At 61.6% G+C, this 21,543-nt stretch carries 18 protein-coding genes; 15 read left to right on the plus strand and 3 right to left on the minus strand.

Annotation, left to right across the window (positions count from 1 at the left end; translation table 11 throughout):
• Positions 1-10: 10 nt before the first annotated feature.
• Positions 11-1,726 (plus strand): hybrid sensor histidine kinase/response regulator, encoded by a 1,716-nt coding sequence (locus RG540_RS00115; RefSeq protein WP_162182792.1) that lies wholly within the window; start codon positions 11-13, stop codon positions 1,724-1,726.
• A gap of 99 nt (positions 1,727-1,825) precedes the next feature.
• Positions 1,826-2,698, plus strand: coding sequence for a GNAT family N-acetyltransferase (locus tag RG540_RS00120; RefSeq protein WP_038583373.1), 873 nt, complete (start codon positions 1,826-1,828; stop codon positions 2,696-2,698).
• Here RG540_RS00120 and RG540_RS00125 read toward each other — a convergent pair.
• Positions 2,695-3,000 carry a type II toxin-antitoxin system Phd/YefM family antitoxin gene (locus RG540_RS00125; RefSeq protein WP_080724831.1) on the minus strand — a complete coding sequence of 102 codons (306 nt, stop codon included), beginning with the start codon at positions 2,998-3,000 and terminating at the stop codon, positions 2,695-2,697. The two genes, RG540_RS00120 and RG540_RS00125, sit on opposite strands and share 4 nt — an antisense overlap.
• Positions 3,001-3,069: 69 nt before the next feature.
• Positions 3,070-5,367, minus strand: coding sequence for an NADP-dependent malic enzyme (locus RG540_RS00130; protein WP_038583376.1), 2,298 nt, complete (start codon positions 5,365-5,367; stop codon positions 3,070-3,072).
• 197 nt (positions 5,368-5,564) lie between these two features.
• On the opposite strand from RG540_RS00130, the gene mutS reads away from it, so the two are divergent.
• From mutS to murJ, 4 genes are all read left to right on the plus strand, one after another.
• The gene (gene mutS, locus RG540_RS00135) at positions 5,565-8,213 is read left to right on the plus strand and encodes a DNA mismatch repair protein MutS (RefSeq protein ID WP_244446704.1); all 2,649 of its coding nucleotides are present in this window, start codon (positions 5,565-5,567) and stop codon (positions 8,211-8,213) included.
• A 153-nt stretch (positions 8,214-8,366) separates the two neighbouring features.
• Positions 8,367-9,398 carry a helix-turn-helix domain-containing protein gene (locus tag RG540_RS00140; protein WP_046599588.1) on the plus strand — a complete coding sequence of 344 codons (1,032 nt, stop codon included), beginning with the start codon at positions 8,367-8,369 and terminating at the stop codon, positions 9,396-9,398.
• Positions 9,399-9,509: 111 nt separating this feature from the next.
• Positions 9,510-12,347, plus strand: coding sequence for a [protein-PII] uridylyltransferase (locus RG540_RS00145; protein ID WP_038583380.1), 2,838 nt, complete (start codon positions 9,510-9,512; stop codon positions 12,345-12,347).
• 24 nt (positions 12,348-12,371) lie between these two features.
• Positions 12,372-13,940 (plus strand): murein biosynthesis integral membrane protein MurJ, encoded by a 1,569-nt coding sequence (gene murJ / locus RG540_RS00150; protein WP_038583383.1) that lies wholly within the window; start codon positions 12,372-12,374, stop codon positions 13,938-13,940.
• Here the strand turns inward: murJ and RG540_RS00155 are convergent.
• Positions 13,937-14,377: a DUF882 domain-containing protein gene (locus RG540_RS00155; protein WP_038583386.1), complete on the minus strand. Its 441-nt coding sequence runs from the start codon at positions 14,375-14,377 to the stop codon at positions 13,937-13,939. The genes murJ and RG540_RS00155 overlap by 4 nt on opposite strands.
• Before the next feature lie 372 nt (positions 14,378-14,749).
• On the opposite strand from RG540_RS00155, the gene RG540_RS00160 reads away from it, so the two are divergent.
• From RG540_RS00160 to miaB, 9 genes are all read left to right on the plus strand, one after another.
• A complete protein-coding gene (locus tag RG540_RS00160) occupies positions 14,750-15,157 on the plus strand; it encodes a VOC family protein (RefSeq protein WP_038583388.1) in 408 nt (135 codons plus the stop codon).
• Positions 15,158-15,245: 88 nt separating this feature from the next.
• Positions 15,246-16,310 carry a tryptophan--tRNA ligase gene (trpS, locus tag RG540_RS00165; protein WP_038583391.1) on the plus strand — a complete coding sequence of 355 codons (1,065 nt, stop codon included), beginning with the start codon at positions 15,246-15,248 and terminating at the stop codon, positions 16,308-16,310.
• A 135-nt stretch (positions 16,311-16,445) separates the two neighbouring features.
• On the plus strand, positions 16,446-16,925 hold the full coding sequence (locus tag RG540_RS00170; protein ID WP_038583394.1) for a universal stress protein: 480 nt from the start codon (positions 16,446-16,448) through the stop codon (positions 16,923-16,925).
• A 115-nt stretch (positions 16,926-17,040) separates the two neighbouring features.
• A complete protein-coding gene (locus RG540_RS00175) occupies positions 17,041-17,607 on the plus strand; it encodes a NifU family protein (protein ID WP_038583397.1) in 567 nt (188 codons plus the stop codon).
• A gap of 18 nt (positions 17,608-17,625) precedes the next feature.
• Positions 17,626-18,291: a tRNA (adenosine(37)-N6)-threonylcarbamoyltransferase complex dimerization subunit type 1 TsaB gene (tsaB, locus tag RG540_RS00180; RefSeq protein WP_038583400.1), complete on the plus strand. Its 666-nt coding sequence runs from the start codon at positions 17,626-17,628 to the stop codon at positions 18,289-18,291.
• A 17-nt stretch (positions 18,292-18,308) separates the two neighbouring features.
• On the plus strand, positions 18,309-18,803 hold the full coding sequence (locus RG540_RS00185) for a GNAT family N-acetyltransferase (RefSeq protein WP_038592724.1): 495 nt from the start codon (positions 18,309-18,311) through the stop codon (positions 18,801-18,803).
• Positions 18,804-18,844: 41 nt separating this feature from the next.
• A complete protein-coding gene (locus RG540_RS00190; RefSeq protein ID WP_038539194.1) occupies positions 18,845-19,273 on the plus strand; it encodes a Fur family transcriptional regulator in 429 nt (142 codons plus the stop codon).
• Positions 19,270-20,073 (plus strand): lysophospholipid acyltransferase family protein, encoded by an 804-nt coding sequence (locus RG540_RS00195; RefSeq protein ID WP_155414617.1) that lies wholly within the window; start codon positions 19,270-19,272, stop codon positions 20,071-20,073. The genes RG540_RS00190 and RG540_RS00195 overlap by 4 nt, the downstream gene beginning before the upstream one ends.
• 43 nt (positions 20,074-20,116) lie before the next feature.
• Positions 20,117-21,529, plus strand: a complete 1,413-nt coding sequence (gene miaB, locus RG540_RS00200; protein WP_046599587.1) for a tRNA (N6-isopentenyl adenosine(37)-C2)-methylthiotransferase MiaB — start codon at positions 20,117-20,119, stop codon at positions 21,527-21,529.
• Positions 21,530-21,543 lie beyond the last annotated feature (14 nt).

The raw sequence follows: 21,543 nt of genomic DNA on the forward strand, positions 1-21,543 counted from the left end.
GGCGGCCGGCATGGCCGAACCCGTGGTCGAAAAGGTCGTGCCCGCTTTTGGCGTGCAGCCGGGTGAGGAGAAACGTGCACCACGCAGTGTATTTGCCTCGCTCTTTTCCCGGATCTCCGAGTGGCGCCGCCAGCGCACGGTTCCCAGGCTTCAGCACGCCTTGAAGAATGCCGAGGCGGCCAGCGCTGCGAAATCCCGGCAGATCGCCACCGTCGTCCATGAAATCCGCACGCCGCTCAACGGCATTCTCGGCATGACCCATCTTCTCGGCCAGACCAAGCTGACTGCGGAACAGCAGAACTATCTAAGTGGCATTCGCCAGTCCGGTTATGCCCTGGCGCAGCTCGTCGAGGATCTCCTCGACTATTCGACGCTGGAAGCCGGCCGTTTCCGGCTCAACAACCGGGCGGAAAATCTCCGTCATCTCATCGAAAACGTCGTCGAGATGCTGGCGCCACGCGCCCACGAGAAACGGATCGAGATCGCCGCGACGGTGGCCGCTGATCTGCCCGACCTCCTCGATTTCGATCCGGGACGTATCCGGCAAGTGCTTTTCAACGTCATCGGCAATGCCGTGAAATTCACCGCCCATGGCGGCGTACTGGTGCAGGCTGCGGTCGATGACGGCAATGTCGCTATCGCAGTCATCGATACCGGTCCCGGCATGGCGCCGGAGGAACTGAGCCAAGTTTTCGGTGAGTTCGAGCAGGCAGGCTCCGCGGAGGCACGCAGCGGCGGCACCGGTCTCGGTCTAGGTATTGCCTCCCGAATCCTGGCGGAGTTCGGCGGATCGCTTTCCGTCGCCAGCCAGAAGGGGGTCGGCAGCACGTTCACCATCCGCTTCCCCTTGCATTTCGCGGAAACGGCGCAATCGGGCACAGGCCAACGCAACCAATTGCTCGCGATGTCGCGCGTTCTGCTTCTGGCGCCGGAAGGGCCAGCCGCGAAGGCGACGGTCGCGACGATCGAAACGCTTGGCGGCCGCTGCCGGCACGTCGCCAACACGGCCGACGCGCAGATGCTGATCGACCGAGCAGAGACTGGGCCGCTGCCCTATACCGACCTGATCGTCGATCACCGGCTTGCCTCCGATTATGCCAATGAAAAGGCGCATGCGCCGCTTCATCGCATCCTGCTCGTCAATCCAGAGGAACGCGCTTCCCAGCCTCAGGATTTCTTCGACGCGTGGCTCATCCGGCCGCTTCGGGAAAAATCCCTGATCGATGTCTTAAGCGGCCGCCTGCGCGGTTTCGGCACACGCGACGCGCTGAATGACAACCAGGCCATGCCGGCGCCGCCCGTCATCGAAAAGCATGGCGAAGGGCTCGACGTGCTGCTCGGCGAGGACGATCCCGTCAATGCGCTGATCATCCGCTCGGTTCTGACAAAGGCCGGGCATCGCGTCCGTCTCGTCGGTGATTTCCCCACACTGATCGAGGCGGTACTCAACCGGGACACGCCGCTCGATCTTATCATTTCCGACATGTACATGCCTGGAGGAGATGTTTTCAATCTCCTGGCGGCACTGCGTGGCGAGGAGCAGAACGGCGTTCGGTCTCTGGTTCCGGTGATCGTGCTGACGGGCGAAAGCCGTGAGGCGACACATCGCGAGGCGCTTCTGAACGGGGCCAGCCGCGTCTTCGCAAAGCCGGTCGATCCGCTGACGCTGCTGGAGGAGGTCCGAATTTTGGGAGTTCTCTCCACCGAGCGCCAACAGGCGCGTTGACGCGACCATTCCTGGAACCTATTATGACAATGGATGTCACGTTCTTGTCGCAGAGAAGTGATTTAAGGCGGTGATCAAACCGGGACGGGGAGAATCACCTTGGCAATCGAACTCCTGAACCGTGAAGTGATACCTGAAACAAACCAGGCGCCGGCCTCTGCTCCGGTAAGCGGCGATGTCTTCGGCCGCATTGGCACGCTCGAAACTCGGCTTGCCCGCAGCGAGCGTGAAATCGATGCCGCGCAGGCGGTTCGCTATCGCGTCTTCGTTGAAGAAATGCACGCGACACTCAGCCCCGACGCCATGCGCCGCCGCCGCGATGTCGATGCCTTTGATGCGATCTGCGACCACCTTCTGGTCGTCGACAACGCAATCGAGGGTGACATTGAAGACCAGATCGTCGGCACTTACCGCCTGCTGCGCCAGGAAGTGGCGTTAGCCAATAACGGCTTCTATTCGGCGTCGGAATTCGACATCGAGCCGCTGCTTGCGCGTCATCCCGACAAACAGTTCATGGAGCTCGGCCGCTCCTGCGTACTGCCGGACTACCGCACCAAGCGCACCGTCGAATTGCTCTGGCAGGGCAATTGGGCCTATTCGCTGAAGCACGGCATGAACGCCATGTTCGGCTGCGCGTCCTTCCCGGGCGTTTCGCCCGAAGAACACGCCATGGCGCTGTCTTTCCTGCACCATACGGTCTCGACCAAGGGCGATTGGGCGGTTTCGGCACTGCCGGAACTCTATCGCCCGATGGACCTGATGCCAATGGAGGACGTGAACACCCGCAAGGCGCTTTCCTTGCTGCCGCCGCTGATCAAGGGCTATCTGCGCCTCGGCGCCATGGTAGGCGACGGCGCGGTCATCGACCACGCTTTCAACACCACCGACGTGCTGATTGTCCTGCCGATCGCCTCGATCTCCGACCGCTACATCAGCCACTTCGGCGCTGACGCGGGACGGTTCGCGAGCTAACGACGTTTCTCGAAACGCTCCTCGTCTATCGGACGAACCGGATCGGGCCGCTGTATTTGGCTATGGTTGCCGTAAAACAGGTCCTCGATCTCCTTGTCCATTCCCTTGTCCAGATCGTCGGGAATGAAAAATTGACCGTCAAGATCGCCGATTCTCCGCTTCTTCTTCGGCTCTTCTTCCAGAGGTACGACCTTCACCGTCGGCTTACCGGCCTTGGCGATGACGAAAGCTTCGCCGTTTGCTGCCTCTTCGACGAGGCGCGACAGATGGGTTTTGGCTTCATGAATGTTGATAGTTTTCACAAGCAAACCTCCGAGTGGACTGAGTTCACTAAACTTAGTCCGCTCGGAGGTTGATTGCAAGAAAACCACTTACGTCCCAGCGTTGTAAGCGGCGATTGCTGCCATGTTGACGATATCGCTGTCCTTTGCACCCATCGAGGTGATCTGTACCGATTTGTCGAGGCCGACGAGCAGCGGACCGATCACGGTCGAAGCGCCGAGTTCCTGCAGCATGCGGGTCGAGATCGAGGCCGAGTGGATCGCCGGCATGACGAGCACGTTGGCTGTTCCCGAGAGCCGGCTGAACGGATATTGCTCCATCCGATGCGGGTTGAGCGCCACGTCCGCCGCCATCTCGCCGTCATATTCGAAATCCACGCGACGCTGGTCGAGGATCTTGACCGCCTCGCGAACCCGCTCTGAACGTTCGCCGATCGGCTGCCCGAAGGTGGAATAAGCAAGCATCGCGACGCGAGGCTCGTAACCCATGCGCTTTGCGACGCGCGCGGCTTCGACCGCGATATCGGCGAGATCCTCAGCATTCGGCATATCGTGGACGGCGGTATCGGCGACGAAGATCGTCCGGCCGCGTGAGATCACCAGCGATACCCCGATCACCTTGTGCCCCGGCTTCGGATCGATGCAGCGGCGGACGTCCTGAAGCGCCGTCGCATAATTGCGGGTCGTGCCGGTCACCATCGCATCCGCATCTCCGATGGCGACCATGGTCGCGGCGAAATGGTTACGATCGTTGTGGATCAGGCGCTGGACGTCGCGATAGAGGAAGCCTTCGCGCTGCAAGCGAGCGTAGAGATGATCGATATAGGCATCGAGCCGGTTGGAAAGACGCGCGTTGACGATTTCGACGCCGGTGCGGTCGAGGTCGATCCCCGCCTTTTCCGCCGTGGCGCGGATAACGTCGTCGCGGCCGAGAAGAATGGCAGTGCCGAGCTTCTGGGTGGTGAAGGAAATCGCCGCGCGCATGACCTGCTCTTCTTCGGCCTCGGCGAAGACAACCCGCTTCGGAAAGCGGCGAACGCGTTCGTAGATACCCTGCGTCGTCGCGGCAATCGGATCACGACGGGCGGAAAGTTCGCGTCCATAGGCGGCCAGGTCGGCAATGTTCTTGCGGGCGACGCCGCTTTCCATCGCCGCTTCCGCGACGGCAACCGGGATCGCGGAGATGAGGCGCGGGTCGAACGGAACGGGGATGATGTATTGTGCACCGAAGCGGGGACGGTTGCCCTGGTAAGCGGCGGCGACATCGTCCGGCACGTCTTCGCGGGCGAGATTGGCGAGCGCATTGACGGCGGCGATCTTCATCGCATCGTTGATCTGGCTTGCCCGGACGTCGAGCGCGCCGCGAAAGATATAGGGGAAACCGAGGACGTTGTTGACCTGGTTTGGATAGTCCGAACGTCCGGTCGCCATGATTGCGTCGTCGCGAATGCGGGCGACCTCTTCCGGGGTAATTTCCGGATCGGGATTGGCCATCGCGAAGATGATCGGCCTGTCCGCCATCGAGCGGATCATCTCTTCGGTAAAGGCCCCCTTCTGAGAAAGGCCTAACACGACGTCCGCGTCCTTCATGGCCTCGGCGAGGGTCCGCTTGGTGGTGTTCACCGCATGGGCGGACTTCCACTGGTTCATGCCTTCGGTGCGGCCCTGGTAGATGACGCCCTTGGTGTCGACCAGGATGATATTTTCCGAGCTGAAGCCCATCGCCTTGATGAGTTCGACGCAGGCGATTGCCGCGGCGCCGGCGCCGTTGCAGACGAGCTTGGTAGTCTTGAGGTCCCGGCCGGTCAGTTCCAATGCGTTGATCAGGCCAGCGGCGGCGATGATCGCCGTGCCGTGCTGGTCGTCATGGAAAACCGGGATGTCCATCAACTCGCGCAGGCGGCTTTCGATGATGAAGCACTCCGGCGCCTTGATGTCCTCGAGGTTGATGCCGCCAAAGGAAGGGCCGAGGAAGCGCACGCAGTTGATGAATTCGTCGACGTTTTCCGTATCGACCTCAAGGTCGATCGCGTCGACGTCGGCGAAGCGCTTGAACAGCACGGCCTTGCCTTCCATCACCGGTTTCGAGGCGAGCGCCCCAAGATTGCCGAGACCGAGGATCGCCGTGCCGTTGGAGATGACGGCCACCATGTTGCCGCGCGTGGTGTAGTCATAGGCGGTTGCCGGATTTGCGGCGATTGCCAAGACCGGCACGGCAACGCCCGGCGAATAGGCAAGCGACAGGTCGCGCTGGGTCGCCATCGGCTTGGTGGGATTGATTTCGAGTTTACCGGGGCGGCCTTCCGAATGGAAATCGAGTGCTTCCTGTTCGGTTACGGAAGCGCGCGAACGTGCGGCCTTCTCCGTGGCCTTGTCCTTAGCAGGCATGTCTCCTCCAGCTTTTTGTGGGCAGCCGTCCTCTAGGCCGCGGCAGATGTTGTCTTTCAGGTGTCTTCATCGATAGTGTCGCAAGTTCCAGCGCGCAACAAAAAATCGGTTCCGTGACCCAGTTTGAAAGATTCCCCATCGACGCCCTGAATACTGCCGAGCTTGCCTCGGAGGAAAGCCGCGCCTCGGCAACGCCGATGATGGAGCAATATATCGAGATCAAGGCGAATAATCCGGGTTCGCTGCTCTTCTATCGGATGGGCGATTTTTACGAGCTCTTCTTCGAGGATGCGGTCGATGCGTCTCGCGCGCTCGGCATCACGCTCACCAAGCGCGGCCAGCATCTCGGCCGCGAAATCCCGATGTGCGGCGTGCCGGTGCATGCCGCCGACGACTATCTGCAGAAGCTGATCTCGCTCGGTTTCCGCGTCGCTGTCTGCGAACAGGTTGAAGACCCGGCGGAGGCCAAGAAACGCGGCTCGAAATCAGTGGTGAAACGCGATGTCGTGCGGCTGGTGACACCCGGCACGATTACAGAGGAGAAGCTCCTCTCACCGTTCGAGTCGAACTACCTGATGGCGCTCGCCCGCATCAAGGGGGCCGCCGAACCGCTTCTGGCGCTCGCCTGGATCGATATCTCGACCGGCGTCTTCCGGCTCGCCGAGACCGATCAGTCGCGGCTGCTCGCCGATATCCTGCGCATCGATCCGCGCGAACTGATCCTGCCGGATACGATGTTTCATGATGCCGAGCTCAAACCCGTCTTCGACGTGCTCGGCAAGGTCGCGGTGCCGCAGCCGTCCGTACTATTCGACAGCGCCAGTGCGGAGGGTCGCATTACCCGCTATTTCGGTGTTGGCACGCTCGACGGTTTCGGGAATTTTTCCCGTGCAGAACTCGCCGCCGCCGCGGCCGCCGTCGCCTATGTGGAAAAGACCCAGATCGCCGAACGGCCGCCGCTCGGCCGCCCGGAACGCGAAAGCGGCGCCTCGACGCTGTTCATCGACCCCGCGACCCGCGGCAATCTGGAACTGACCAAGACCTTGTCCGGGGAGCGTGAAGGCACGCTCCTGAAGGCGATCGACCGCACCGTGACCGGCGGCGGCGCTCGTTTGCTCGCCGAACGGCTGATGTCGCCGCTGACTGATCCCGACCGCATCAACCGGCGTCTCGATTCCATCTCTTTCCTGCTGGAAGAGCCCACGCTCTGCAGCGAGCTGCGCTCCGGGCTGAAACACGTGCCGGATATGCCGCGCGCCCTGTCGCGCCTGGTGCTCGACCGCGGCGGCCCACGTGATCTCGGCAGTATCCTGCAGGGGCTGGAAGCGGCCCGCGGTGTCGCGGCCTTTCTCGACAAGGCGATGTTGCCCGAGGAGCTGGGGCAAGCACTCGACGACCTGAAGGCTTTGCCACTTCATCTGGAATCCATGCTCGGCAACATGCTGGCGCGGGAACTGCCGCTTCTGAAGCGCGACGGTGGGTTCCTCGCCGATGGCGCCCATTCGGACCTCGACGAGGTGCGAGCGTTGCGCGACCAGTCGCGGCGGGTGATTGCCGCGCTCCAGCTCCAATATGCCGAGGAGACCGGCATCAAGTCGCTGAAGATCAAGCACAACAATGTCCTCGGCTACTTCATCGAAGTGACGGCCGGCAATTCCGGGACGATGACCGATACGCCTGAAGGCAAGGCACGCTTCATCCACCGCCAGACCATGGCGAGCGCCATGCGCTTCACGACGACGGAACTTGCCGATCTCGAAAGCCGCATCGCCAATGCCGCTGACAAGGCGCTGACGATAGAGCTCGAAGCCTTCGACAGCATGGTCGCAGCCGTGACCTCGGAGGCAGAGACGATCAAGGCCGGTGCCCGCGCGCTGGCGGTGATCGACGTCGCGGCGGCCCTTGCCATGCTCGCCGATGAGTGGAGTTATCGCCGTCCGACAGTGGATGACTCGCGCATGTTCGCGATCGAAGGTGGTCGCCACCCGGTGGTCGAACAGGCGCTACGCAGACAGTCCGTCGGCCCGTTCATCGCCAATGATTGCGATCTCTCGCCGCATAATGGCGGCGAGTTCGGTGCGCTCTGGCTGCTGACCGGCCCGAACATGGGCGGTAAGTCGACCTTCCTGCGCCAGAACGCACTGATCGCCATCCTCGCGCAGATGGGTTCCTTCGTGCCTGCGGTCTCCGCCCATATAGGCATCGTCGACCGGCTCTTCTCGCGCGTCGGCGCTTCGGACGATCTGGCCCGCGGCCGTTCCACCTTCATGGTCGAGATGGTCGAGACGGCCGCCATCCTCAACCAGGCGAGCGATCGTTCGCTGGTCATCCTCGACGAGATCGGCCGTGGCACCGCGACCTTCGACGGCCTGTCTATCGCCTGGGCGGCGGTCGAGCACCTGCACGAGGCAAACAGATGCCGCGGCCTGTTCGCCACCCATTTCCATGAGCTGACCGTACTGTCGGAGAAGCTGAACCGGCTTTCCAACGCCACGATGCGGGTGAAGGAATGGGATGGGGAGGTGATCTTCCTGCACGAAGTCGGTCCCGGCGCTGCCGACCGTTCCTACGGCATCCAGGTCGCGCGGCTGGCGGGTCTTCCCGACTCGGTGGTCGCCCGCGCCCGCGACGTGCTGACCAAGCTCGAGGATTCCGACCGTAAGAACCCTGCGAGCCAGCTGATCGACGACCTGCCGCTCTTCCAGGTCGCAGTCCGCCGCGAAGAAGCCAAGCGCGCCGGGCCCTCCAAGGTCGAGGATGCGCTGAGGGCCATCAATCCGGACGACATGACTCCCCGCGAGGCTCTGGACGCGCTTTATGCGCTGAAGAAGCAGCTCAAGGCCTGACGTTTCGACAACGGGTTCAGAGTGCGCGATTTAGGAGGTGAGAGACCGCGCCGGGGATCGCCTCCTTCGGACCCTCGATCCGCATGCCATTTCAGCCTGAACATGCTAATGCCTTCCAGATCGTGATCGAAGCCGTTTCATCGGGTATCCTGCGTGCTGTCCGTTCCCTTGCCTTTTCTTGCCGGCCTCGTCTTCGCGCTGACGCTTTATCGCAGCCTGAAGGGCGTCGAACTGCCCGGAACGCGTCGTTATTTCTATGCGTTCCTTGTGCTCTATGCCTTCCAGGGCGTTGGGGTCGGGCTGCGTTTTGGCTACGGAGTCGACGGATTGGTGCCCTTTTTGCCGATTACCGCGTCCATCATGCCACCGCTTGCCTTCCTGGCGTTCCGCGGTCTGACCGCAAAACCTCTAGAGCAGCCTTGGTTGCACGCCGTGGTGCCCTGCGTCGTGGCAGTGGCGGTTGGTTTCTTCCGCGATCTTGTCGATCCACTGCTGCTGGTGATCTTCTTCGGCTACGGCGTTGCGCTTTACAGGCAGACGGTCTCGGGCGGAGACGACTTGATGGCCGAAGCCTCCCTGCAGCGGGTTCGTCCGGCGTTGCGCGCTGCTCGTTTGACCGCAGGGCTGATGCTGTTCTTCGCTGTCAGCGATGCCGCGCTGGCCGTCTATACCAATATCTACGGCGCACGCGATGTACCGTTGGCGGTTACGATCATGAACCTCGCGGCGATGGCCGCGGTGATCGTCTACTATTTTTCACCAGATTTCTCGTCGGCCAAACCGACTGCTGCTTCGCCTTCCGTCGAGCCAACGGAAGAAGATAAGATCTCGCTATCTCGCATCGAGGCGGCTCTGGAAGAGGGCGAGCTTTACAAGAGCGAGAATCTGAGCCTTGCGAAGCTTTCCCGCAAGGCGAGGCTTCCGGCCCGCGAGGTCTCTGCCGCCATCAATCGTGTGACGGGGCTGAATGTCTCGCAGTTCGTCAACGATCGCCGTATCGCCGAAGCCTGCCGCCTCCTGCGGGAGACCGAACGGACGGTGATCCAGGTGATGCTGGACGTCGGCTTCTCGACGAAGTCCAACTTCAATCGTGAATTCCGCCGCGTGACGGGCATGAGCCCCAAGCAATGGAGAGCCGAGGCAAGGGCCGCACAAGACGGCGGTGCGATAAAAACACGGCCTTGAACTTCAAAGCGGGAAGCAACAACTTTGAAACGTCCGATGATGATAATCGTTGGTCAAGGTGCCTCAAAAAGATTATAGCCTCCCCCGCAGGCCGGGCACCGGCAGGATAACATGGCCAGACACGACATCGATTTTTCTGAACTTCTCGACGTGGCCCGTCTTCGGGCCGATTGCAGGGCGATCGTCAAGGACAAGGATCGCCCCCAGCTGGAATTGCGGGCGGCGCTTCTGCCGTTGCTGCGCCGGGCAAGCGTCGAGGGCCGCGAAAAGGCCCGGCAGCTTCTCTCCAAGGACGGCAGCGGGTTGAATTGCGCCCGCCGCATCTCCTGGCTCCAGGACCAGTTGATCCGCGTTCTTTACGAGACGATCGCCGAAGGCCTCTATACCGAGGGCACCGATATCGCCGTGGCGGCCGTCGGTGGTTATGGCCGCGACACGCTGGCGCCGGGTTCGGACATCGACCTCCTGTTCCTGCTGCCTCCGCGAAATACCGAGACCATGCGCAAGGCAGTCGAGTTCCTGCTCTATGTGCTGTGGGATATGGGCTTCAAGGTTGGCCATGCGACCCGCACCGTTGAAGAATGCATCCGTCTCTCCAAGACGGATATGACGATCCGCACCGCTATCCTCGAAAGCCGCTACATCTGCGGCCGCGAGGCGCTGGTGAACGATCTCGAGAGCCGTTTCGACAAGGAAATCGTCGCCGATACCGGTCCGGAATTCATTGCCGCCAAGCTTGCCGAACGCGACAATCGTCACGAGAAGGCCGGCGATACGCGGTATCTGGTCGAGCCGAACGTCAAGGAAGGCAAGGGCGGCCTGCGTGACCTCCACACCCTCTTCTGGATCGCCAAATATTACTACCGTGTCCGCGAGACGACCGAACTGGTGAAGCTCGGGGTTCTCTCGCGCGAAGAAGCCCGCTCGTTCGAAAAGGCGGACGACTTCCTCTGGGCGGTGCGGTGCCAGATGCATTTCCTGACCGGCAAGGCCGAGGAACGTCTTTCGTTCGACATCCAGCGCGAGATTGCCGAGAGCCTTGGCTATCACTCGCGCCCCGGCCTCTCCGCCGTCGAGCGCTTCATGAAGCATTATTTCCTCGTGTCGAAGAATGTCGGCGATCTGACCCGCATTCTCTGTGCAGCACTCGAAGAGCAGCAGGCGAAGGCGGCACCCGGCCTCACCAACCGCGTCATCTCGCGTTTCACCAAGCGTCTCCACAAGATCCCCGGCACCGTGGAATTCGTCGTGGACCGCGGCCGCATCACGCTTGCCGATCCGAACGTCTTCAAGCGCGATCCGGTCAATATCATCCGCTTTTTCCATGTGGCCGATATCAACGGGCTGGAACTCCATCCCGATGCCCTGAAGCGCATGACCCGCTCGCTCTCGCTGATCGACAACGACGTGCGCGAGAACGAGGAGGCCAACCGGCTTTTCCTCTCGATGCTGACCTCGCGGCGTGATCCCGCGCTGATGCTGCGCCGGATGAACGAGGCGGGCGTGCTCGGCCGCTTCATTCCGGAATTCGGCAAGGTGGTCGCGATGATGCAGTTCAACATGTATCATCATTATACCGTCGACGAGCACCTGATCCGCTCCGTCGAAGCGCTCTCGGAAGTCGACAGGGGCAAGGCCGCCGATATCCACCCGCTCGCCAATAAGGTGATGCCGAGCGTCGAAGAGCGCGAGGCGCTTTACGTCGCCGTGCTGTTGCACGACGTAGCCAAGGGCCGCCAGGAGGATCACTCGATCGCCGGCGCCCGCATCGCCCGCAAGCTTTGCCCGCGTCTCGGCCTCAATGCCAAGCAGACCGAACTCGTCGTCTGGCTGATCGAAGTGCATCTCCTGATGTCGATGACAGCCCAGACCCGCGACCTGCACGACCGCAAGACGATCACCGACTTCGCCGAAAAGGTACAGTCGATGGACCGGCTGAAGCTGCTCCTGATCCTGACCATCTGCGATATCCGCGCCGTCGGCCCGGGTGTCTGGAACGGCTGGAAGGGCCAGCTGCTGCGCACGCTCTATTACGAGACCGAACTGCTGCTCTCGGGCGGTTTCTCCGAGGTATCGCGCAAGGAGCGTGCCAAGGTTGCCGAAGAGGAACTCTTCAAGGCACTGGCCGACTGGAGCGCCAAGGACCGCCGCACCTATTCGAAACTGCACTACCAGCCCTACCTCCTGTCGGTCTCGCTGGACGACCAGGTCCGTCACACGAAGTTCCTCCGCGACACCGACAAGGCAGGCCAGGCGCTCGCCACCATGGTGCGGACGGACAGTTTCCACGCCATCACCGAGATCACCGTCCTGGCGCCAGACCATCCGCGCCTGCTGTCGATCATCGCCGGCGCCTGCGCCGCGGCGGGCGCCAACATCGCCGATGCGCAGATTTTCACGACCTCCGACGGCCGGGCGCTCGACACCATTCTGATCAACCGCGAATTCCCGGTGGACGAAGACGAATTGCGCCGCGCCGGCACGATCAGCCGGATGATCGAGGACGTGCTGTCGGGCAAGAAGCGCCTGCCGGAAGTCATCGCGACGCGCGCCAAGTCTCGCAAGCGCAACAAGACCTTCACCATTCCGCCGTCGGTCATTCTCTCGAACGGCCTGTCGAACAAGTTCACGGTCATCGAGGTGGAATGCCTCGACCGTACCGGCCTGCTGGCAGATATCACCGCCGTGCTCGCCGATCTCTCGCTCGACATCCATTCGGCACGCATCACCACCTTCGGCGAAAAGGTCATCGATACCTTCTATGTCACCGATCTCGTCGGCCAAAAGGTCGTGAACGAGAACCGCCAGGGTAATATCGCGGCGCGGCTGAAGGCTGTGATGTCCGAGCAGGAGGATGAACTGAGAAGCGGCATGCCGATGGGCATGATTGCGCCGGCCCCCAATCCGGATCAGGCGTCGCAGCCGCGCAAGTCCAAGGCAAACGTGTGAGTTCCCTGCGATGAGCCTCGCCCAATGAGCCTTGTTCGAAAATTCGCGACAGTCGGCGGAGCGACCCTCGGCAGCCGGATTTTCGGTTTTGCTCGCGAGACCTTCATGGCGGCGGCACTCGGCACCGGCCCAATGGCCGACGTTTTCTACGCCGCCTTCCGTTTCCCGAACCTCTTCCGCCGGCTGTTTGCCGAGGGCGCCTTCAACGCCGCCTTCGTGCCGCTGTTTTCGAAAGAGATCGAGGCGAACGGCGTCGAGGGTGCCAAGCGTTTTTCGGAAGAAGTCTTCGGCGTTCTGTTCTCGGCTCTGATGATCATCACCATCGGCATGGAACTGATGATGCCATGGCTGGTGGAATGGATCATCGCGCCGGGCTTCGCCGACGATCCCGAAAAGACCGCCATCACCATCCGCTTAGCGGCGGTTATGTTCCCCTATCTGATGTGCATGTCGCTGACGGCGATGCTGAGCGGCATGCTGAACTCGCTGCATCATTTCTTTGCTGCCGCCATCGCCCCGGTTTTCCTGAACGTGGTGATGATCGGTGCCTTGTTCTACGGCCTCTGGATCCATGCGGATCCGCTGACCATCGCCTGGTATCTCTCCTGGAGCGTGCTGGCGGCCGGCCTCCTGCAGCTTGCCGTCGTTTATGCCGGCGTGCGCCATGCGGGGATCAATATCGGCTTCCGCCGCCCGAAGATGACGCCGAACGTCAAACGCCTCCTCGTGCTGGCGGTGCCGGCGGCCGTGACCGGCGGCATCACCCAGATCAACCAGATCATCGGCCAGGCGATCGCGTCCGGCAAGGAAGGCGCGATCGCCGCCCTCCAATATGCCGACCGCATCTACCAGCTTCCGCTCGGTGTGGTGGGCGTCGCTGTCGGCGTCGTGCTGCTGCCGGAACTTGCGCGTGCCTTGAAGGGCGGGCACCTCAAGGAGGCTGCCAATACCCAGAACCGCTCGATCGAATTCGTGCTGTTCCTGACCCTTCCGGCTGCGGCCGGGCTCTGGATCCTGTCGGACGCGATCATTCGCGTGCTTTATGAGCGCGGCGCCTTCTCCGCCGAAAATACCTCGGTCGTCGCCTCCATCCTCGCAATCTACGGCATTGGCCTGCCGGGCTTCGTGCTGATCAAGGCGCTGCAGCCCGGTTTTTATGCCCGCGAGGACACAAGGACGCCGATGCGGTTCACCATGCTCTCGGTCGTCATCAATTCGGGCCTGGCGATTTCGCTTTTCCCGCTGATCGCCGAGCGCGGCATTGCGACGGCCGAGGCTGCAGCCGGCTGGACGAACACCGTGCTGCTGTTTTCGACGCTCGTCTGGCGCGGTCATCTCACCTGGGAATGGGCGCTCGCCAAGCGCACGGCCCTGTTGCTCGTCTCGACAGGTATCATGTCCGCAGCGCTGATCTTTGCGCTTCGCTATGCCGGGGTGTGGCTGACCCCGAATGCGCTGCTGATCCATCAGGTCGCGGCACTTGCCTGCCTGCTTGTCCTGGCGATGGCCGTCTATTTCGCCTGCGCCTTCCTGATCGGTGGCGCCGATATCGGCATGATACGCCGGAACGTGCAACGGAAACCGAAGACCTAGCCTCGTTTCCGCCCTCCGCAATACGCCCATTGGCGTTTCGGTCCGACGTCCACATGCACGATGCCGTTGCAATAGCGGCCGATGCCGCCGATACCCGGTGCGCTGGCCGCGGCGGCGAGGATCGCTCGCTCAGACACACCCGGCACCCGGATATCGGCCGCATAACAATGACTGTGCTGAGACCCGCCGGAATGCGGCCGATGGCCGGACGTGACCATAGGCTTATGGCCGGTCTCGCGCGCGATATGCGCAAGGATGGCCCCCAGTTTTTCCGGAAAACAACTCGTGCGAACGCTGATCCGCTGCACGGTGAAGAAAGCTGAATAATCGTGCTTGAAGGAAGTGCTTCTGCGTTTCTGGTTTTCGCCGGCTTCGGCGGCGACAGTGAGCCCTAGCGTCAAAAGGCAGGAAAGCGCGACGCGAAATATGATGCGCATGGGTATCCCCCGTGAACAGACCGTGTCGTTCATGACCGGTTAACTGTGATACGCTTGGGTATTTCCTTTCCAAAATGGGCGCGAATAAGGAGGCTTTTGCTCAGAAATGGGATTCTGCCTGCCTAAAAGACTAGCATCCGTTAATCTATTCGGAGATGGGTGGAGAAAAATTTTCCCATTAGGCGTATTGACTTAGGAGTTGTACGCCTAATGAGGTAGGTGTTTCTCGGCCCTACCTCGAATGATATGTGGACTGCTCTTTTGTCGCTGTAGTGTTTCGCGAGGCCTCCTGAATGGAGCTCCTCGCACCGCCAAAGCCACCACGGCCGGCAACCCGCGGGTGGCTTAATCACTCGAATTCGGAGCTTCCGCATGCCTGTCCAATCGCTGTTTCTCGTGGCCCTGATTGTCGACGATTACGATCGCGCGAAGGATTTCTATTGCGATGTGCTCGGCTTTGATTGCCTGGAAGACAGCGTGCAGCCGGAGGGCAAGCGTTGGGTCGTGGTGAAGCCGAAGGGCGGCGAAGGAGCTGCGCTGCTGTTGGCTGAGGCCGCCACCGACATGCAGAAAGCGGCAATTGGCAACCAGACCGGTGGCCGGGTCGGCTTCTTCCTGAAGACCGACGACTTCGCCCGCGATTATGCCGCCATGAAGGCCAAGGGCGTCCGGTTTCTCGAAGAGCCGAGGCACGAGGTTTACGGCTCGGTGGCGGTATTTGCCGATCCCTACGGCAACACCTGGGATCTGATTGAACACGCGGTTTCCGCGGCCTCTTGATCCTCCGCGCTTCGCCGTGCATAAGCCCGCGCGTTAGCAACATGACCCTTTGGGTCTGGGGCCCTCCACCAGCCTAATTGAGGACGATATGAATACCTTCAAGCCGCTTGTCTTTTCCGGCGTCCAGCCGACCGGCAATCTCCATCTCGGCAACTATCTCGGCGCGATCCGCAAGTTCGTGGCGCTGCAGGAAAACAACGACTGCATCTATTGCGTCGTCGATCTGCACGCGATCACCGCCCAGCTCGTCCATGACGACCTGCGGGGACAGATACGCTCGATCGCCGCTGCCTTCATCGCTTCGGGCATCGACCCGAAGAAACATATCGTCTTCAACCAGTCGGCCGTGCCGCAACATGCGGAACTTGCCTGGGTCTTCAATTGCGTCGCCCGCATCGGCTGGATGAACCGCATGACCCAGTTCAAGGACAAGGCCGGCAAGGATCGCGAGAACGCCTCGCTCGGCCTGCTCGCCTATCCGAGCCTGATGGCGGCCGACATTCTCGTCTATCGCGCCACCCACGTGCCGGTCGGCGACGACCAGAAGCAGCACCTTGAGCTTGCCCGCGATATCGCCCAGAAGTTCAATATCGACTTCCAGGAGAAGATCCGCGCCGCCGGCACCGGTGTCGACATGGTCGTCGGCGAGGAGCCGATCCACGGCTTCTTTCCGCTGGTCGAGCCGCTGATCGACGGGCCGGCGCCGCGCGTCATGTCGCTGCGTGACGGAACCAAGAAGATGTCGAAATCCGATCCTTCGGACCTGTCGCGCATCAACCTGATGGACGACCCCGAAGAGATCGCCAAGAAGATCCGCAAGGCCAAGACCGATCCGGAAGGCCTGCCGAGTGAACTCGAAGGCCTCAAGGGCCGCCCGGAAGCCGACAATCTCGTCGGCATCTATGCAGCCCTTGCCGACAGGACCAAGGCCGACGTTCTCGCGGAATACGGCGGCCAGCAGTTCTCGGTCTTCAAGCCGGCGCTTGCGGATCTCGCCGTGCACGTGCTTTCGCCGATCACGTCCGAAATGCGCCGCCTGATGGACGACACGACCCATATCGATGCCATCCTCAAGGATGGCGGCGAGCGCGCCCGCGCCCGCGCCGAAAAGGTCATGGGAGATGTCTTCGACATCGTCGGCTTCCTGCGCTGAGATTATCGGCGTCTTTCAAGTCACGCAAAGATTGCATACCCGCCACGGCATTCGTGGCGGGTTTTCATTTTTTTCGGTTGGTATAAGTTCCGCATCACGACTGCTTCGGTCGACTACATGCGAAGGAGGGGAAGCATGGTTTCGAAACGGCTTTCGCGGCTTGAAGGGCACCGGCGCAAGTTCATGGCCGTCATCGACGGCACGCCGGAATGTGAAAAGGCGGTTCATTACGCCGGACGCCGCGCCAAGAACTCCAACGGGGGTCTCGTTCTGCTTTTCGTCATTCCCGAGGGCGATTTCCAGCAATGGCTGGGCGTCGAGCAGATCATGCGCGCCGAGGCCCGCGAAGAAGCGGACGCGGTGATGGCAAAGGCCGCCCAGAAGGTGCGCGATACGATCGGTATCGATCCAGAAATCGTCATCCGCGAAGGCAACGCCAGCGAACAGATTATCCTGCTGGTCGAGGAAGACCGCGATATCGCGGTCCTTGTGCTGGCGGCCGGTTCCACCAAGGAAGGGCCTGGACCCCTGGTGTCCGCCGTTGCTGCCTTCCCGATCCCCGTCACCGTCCTGCCGGACACGCTCACGGCCGAGGAAATCGACGCGCTGGCCTGATTGCGGACTTGATCTTGCGCAGGCAAAGGAGCACTTGAACGAAAAGCTGATACGGCTTATCTTCTTTGGAAGAGTTCTAAATTTGCGAGGGGCGTCGTGCCCCAGGAGAGACGAGATGTTCATTCAGACGGAAGCCACCCCCAACCCGGCGACCCTGAAGTTCCTGCCTGGCAAAGTCGTGATGGATAAAGGCACTGCCGATTTCCGCAATGCCGGCGAGGCGGAAGCATCTCCGCTGGCCGAGCGCCTGTTCGGCATCTCCGGCGTCACCGGCGTCTATTTCGGTTACGACTTCATCACCGTCACCAAGGAAAGCGCCGAATGGCAGCACCTGAAGCCGGCGATCCTCGGTTCCATCATGGAGCATTTCATGTCCGGCGCGCCGGTCATGGGTGGTACGTCCACGCTTGCGGAAGCATCCGACGTGGAAGGTGAGTTCTTCGACGAGGACGACGAAACGATCGTCGCGACGATCAAGGAACTGCTCGAAACCCGCGTCCGCCCGGCCGTCGCCCAGGACGGCGGCGACATTACCTTCAAGGGTTTCCGCGACGGCACGGTCTACCTCAACATGAAGGGCGCATGCTCGGGTTGCCCGTCTTCCACGGCGACGCTGAAGCATGGCGTACAGAACCTGCTCAAGCATTTCGTTCCGGAAGTGCAGGCCGTCGAAGCTCTCTGAGCCCGCCGGCACCGTTGAATGATTATTCTCGCCATCGATACCGCCGGGGTGGATTGCTCCGCAGCGCTCTATGACAGCGCCGCGGGCAAAATGCTGTCTGAAGTCACCGAGACGATCGGCAAGGGCCATGCCGAAAGGCTGATGTCGGTCATCGACGAAGCGCTCGCCGCCGCCAGTCTTCCCCTCAAAGCCGTCGAGCGCGTCGCGGTCGTCATCGGCCCGGGCTCGTTCACCGGCATTCGCGTCGGCGTCGCCGCCGCCCGTGGTTTCGCGCTCGCGCTCGGCGTCGAGTCGGTCGGCGTGACCACGCTCGAGGCGTTGGCGCTCAAGTTTCTGGGTGAACATCCCGACCAGCCGGTCGTGGTTGCCATGGATGCCAAACGCAACGAGATCTACACTCAGGCGTTTTCCGCCAAGGGTGAGGCGTTGAGCCAACCCGCAGCGCTTTCGCCGGAGGATGCTTCGGAACTTGCCCAGTCTCTTTCGGCAGCAATGACCGGCTCCTGGGTAGAGCATTCCCTTGGTAAGGGAGTGGCCGAATATGACGGGCGGGATCGCTTCGACATTGCCGTCGTCGCGCGCATCGCTGCCGAAAAACCTGCGGATGCGCAACGCCCTAAACCGTTGTATCTTCGGGGACCCGATGCGAAACCGCAGACCGGTTTCGCCCTTGCCCGTTCGTGAATGTACAGACTGCGCCGATGCTCGACGATTATCTGACCTGGAAGCCGTATTTCGAAGTCGTGCCGATGGAGGCCGGCGATTGCCTGGAGATCTCCGAGCTGCATGGCCAGCGGTTTCCGCGCCAATGGAGCGATGGCGAATTCCAGAACCTCCTCCTGCAGCACAATGTCTTCGGTTTTATCGCCCGCCAGACCAATGCGTTCTTCTCGAAGCCGCTCGGCGGTTTCGTTCTTTCGCGTGAGGCGGCCGGCGAGGCAGAGATTTTGACGGTCGCCGTCAACGAGAAATTCGGCCGAGTGGGGCTCGGCTGGCGTCTGATGCAGGCGGCCTTGCGCGAGGCGGCGTCGCGCGGCGGGGAGAGCATGTTCCTGGAAGTGGAGGCAGCCAACCGCCCTGCCGTCGAGCTTTACCGCAAGCTCGGTTTCCGCAAAGTGGGCGAACGCCCCGCCTATTATGCCGGGCCGGATGGGACGCGCTCCACGGCGCTTGTCATGAGCCGCGTTCTTCGTTAGTCCGTTAGTTTCTACGGGAACGTTTCGAAAGCCAAAACGACATGACAGACCTTTCCAAAACCCTGGAGGAGCTGTGTGCCGAAAAGGGCATGCGAATGACGGATCAACGCCGCGTGATCGCGCGTATCCTGCAGGAATCCGTTGACCATCCAGATGTCGAGGAACTCTATCGCCGGTCCTCGAAAGTCGACCCCCGTATCTCGATCTCGACGGTCTACCGCACGGTAAAATTGTTCGAGGACGAGGGGATCATCGAACGTCACGATTTCCGCGACGGCCGCTCGCGTTACGAGACCGTGCCTGAAGAACATCATGACCATATGATCGATCTCAAGACCGGTACCGTCATCGAGTTCCGCTCGGCGGAAATCGAGGCGCTACAGGAACGCATCGCCCGGGAGCACGGCTTCCGTCTCGTCGGCCACCGGCTGGAGCTCTACGGCATCCCGCTGGACAAGGACGATAAGTGATTACCTGGGCGCGGATCGGCTTCGTTTTTGTCGTTCTTTTCGCAGTTACGCTGATTTTGTGGCCGTTCCAGCTCCTGGGCCTCGCCCTCGACCTCAAGATCCGCCGCTATATCCCGCGCTGCTGGCATCGGACCGCGTGTTTCCTGCTGGGCATCCGTATCCATGTTCACGGAACGCTGGAGCGTCGCCGGCCGCTGATGCTTGCCTGCAATCACGCCTCGTGGAAGGATATTCTTGTGCTCGGGGCGATCGCCGACGTGGTCTTCATCGCCAAGATGGAAGTGTCGGAATGGCCGGTCTTCGGCACGCTCGCCAAGCTGCAGAAGAGCATCTTCGTCGCTCGCGAGCAGAAGCGTCGGACCGGCGACCAGGTGAACGAGATTGCCGAACGGATGGCGGCCGGCGAGATCGTCGTGCTCTTTCCCGAAGGCACCACCTCCGACGGCAACCGGCTTCTGGAGGTGAAGTCGTCGCTGTTCGGGGCCGCCGCCGCCGCGGTCCAGCACACGCCGGAAGGTGTCGTGCATGTCCAGCCGGTGGCGATCGCCTATACCCGCATTCATGGCATGGCCATGGGCCGTTACCATCGGCCGATCGCCGCCTGGCCGGGCGATATCGAATTGGTGCCGCATCTGCTCGGCGTCCTGAAGGAAGGAGCGCTCGACGTGGACGTTGCTTTTGGCGAGACGATCGAATTCCGCGCCGGCGACAACCGTAAGCATCTGAGCATGGCCGTGACGAGCCGGCTTCGGCGCATGCTGATCCGCCATCTGCGGGGGCGTGACTACGAAGCGCTATAGGAAACGCTTCATTTCCGGGTCTTCTTGCGGTATGGAGCGAGCCATGAACGAACACGTCTCCCTTTCCGTGCCCGCCGACGAGCAGGCCCCGCGCCCGAATTCCCGCAAGGTCTTCATCAAGACCTACGGCTGCCAGATGAATGTCTATGATTCAGGCCGCATGAGCGATGCGCTGGCGGGCGAAGGCTACGTTACGACCGAAGAGATGGGCGAGGCCGACCTCATCCTCCTCAACACCTGCCACATCCGCGAGAAGGCGGCCGACAAGGTCTATTCGGCGCTCGGGCGTCTTCGCGACATGAAGAAGGCACGCGCTGCCGAAGGCCGGGAGCTGATGATCGGCGTCGCCGGCTGCGTCGCCCAAGCCGAAGGCGAGGAAATCATCCGCCGTGCGCCGGCCGTCGACGTGGTGATCGGCCCGCAGACCTACCATCGCCTGCCGGAAGCGCTGAGACGCGCCCGCGGCGGAAAGCCTGTCGTCGATACCGAATATGCGGTCGAGGACAAGTTCGAGCACCTGCCGGTTACCGAGAAGGCGAAGATCCGCGCCCGCGGCGTCACCGCCTTCCTCACCGTTCAGGAAGGCTGCGACAAGTTCTGCACCTTCTGCGTCGTGCCTTACACCCGCGGTTCGGAAGTTTCCCGCCCCGTCCAGCAGATCGTCGACGAAGCTTGGCGGCTCGTCGATGGCGGTGTGCGCGAGATCACGCTGCTCGGCCAGAACGTCAACGCCTGGCGTGCGGAAGGCCCGAAAGGCGGCGAATGGAGCCTCGGCGACCTGCTTTATCGCCTGGCGGAAATCCCAGGGCTCGCGCGTCTGCGTTACACGACCAGCCACCCGCGCGACATGGATGACCGGCTGATCGAGGCCCATCGCAACCTGCGCACCCTGATGCCCTACCTGCATCTGCCGGTTCAGGCCGGTTCGGACCGCATTCTGAAAGCCATGAACCGCCGCCACACGGGTGCCGAATATCTCCGCTTGATCGAGCGCATCCGAGAAGCCCGGCCGGATATCGCCATCGCCGGAGATTTCATCGTCGGTTTCCCCGGCGAGACGGAGAAGGACTTCGAAGACACGCTCCGCCTCGTCGAGGACGTGAATTACGCTCAGGCCTATTCCTTCAAATATTCGACCCGTCCCGGCACGCCCGGCGCCGACCTCGGCGATCAGGTGTCGGAAGAGGTGAAGGCGGAGCGGTTGGAAAGATTGCAGGCCCTGCTCTTGAAACAGCAGGCCGAATTCGCCAAATCCTGTGTCGGAAAAGTCATCGACCTGTTGCTGGAAAAGCCCGGTCGCATGCCAGGACAGATAATCGGACGTTCTCCCTGGCTTCAATCTGTGAATGTTGATGCAAAAACATCGCAAATCGGTGACATTATCCAGGTACGAATCAGTGGAACCGGCCCGAACAGCTTGTTTGCCGACCCGGCAGAGAGTTTAATAGGAGCCTGAGCTAACATCGAGGA

The sequence above is a fragment of the Neorhizobium galegae bv. orientalis str. HAMBI 540 genome (assembly GCF_000731315.1).
In the GTDB taxonomy this organism is placed as follows: Bacteria; Pseudomonadota; Alphaproteobacteria; order Rhizobiales; family Rhizobiaceae; genus Neorhizobium; species Neorhizobium galegae.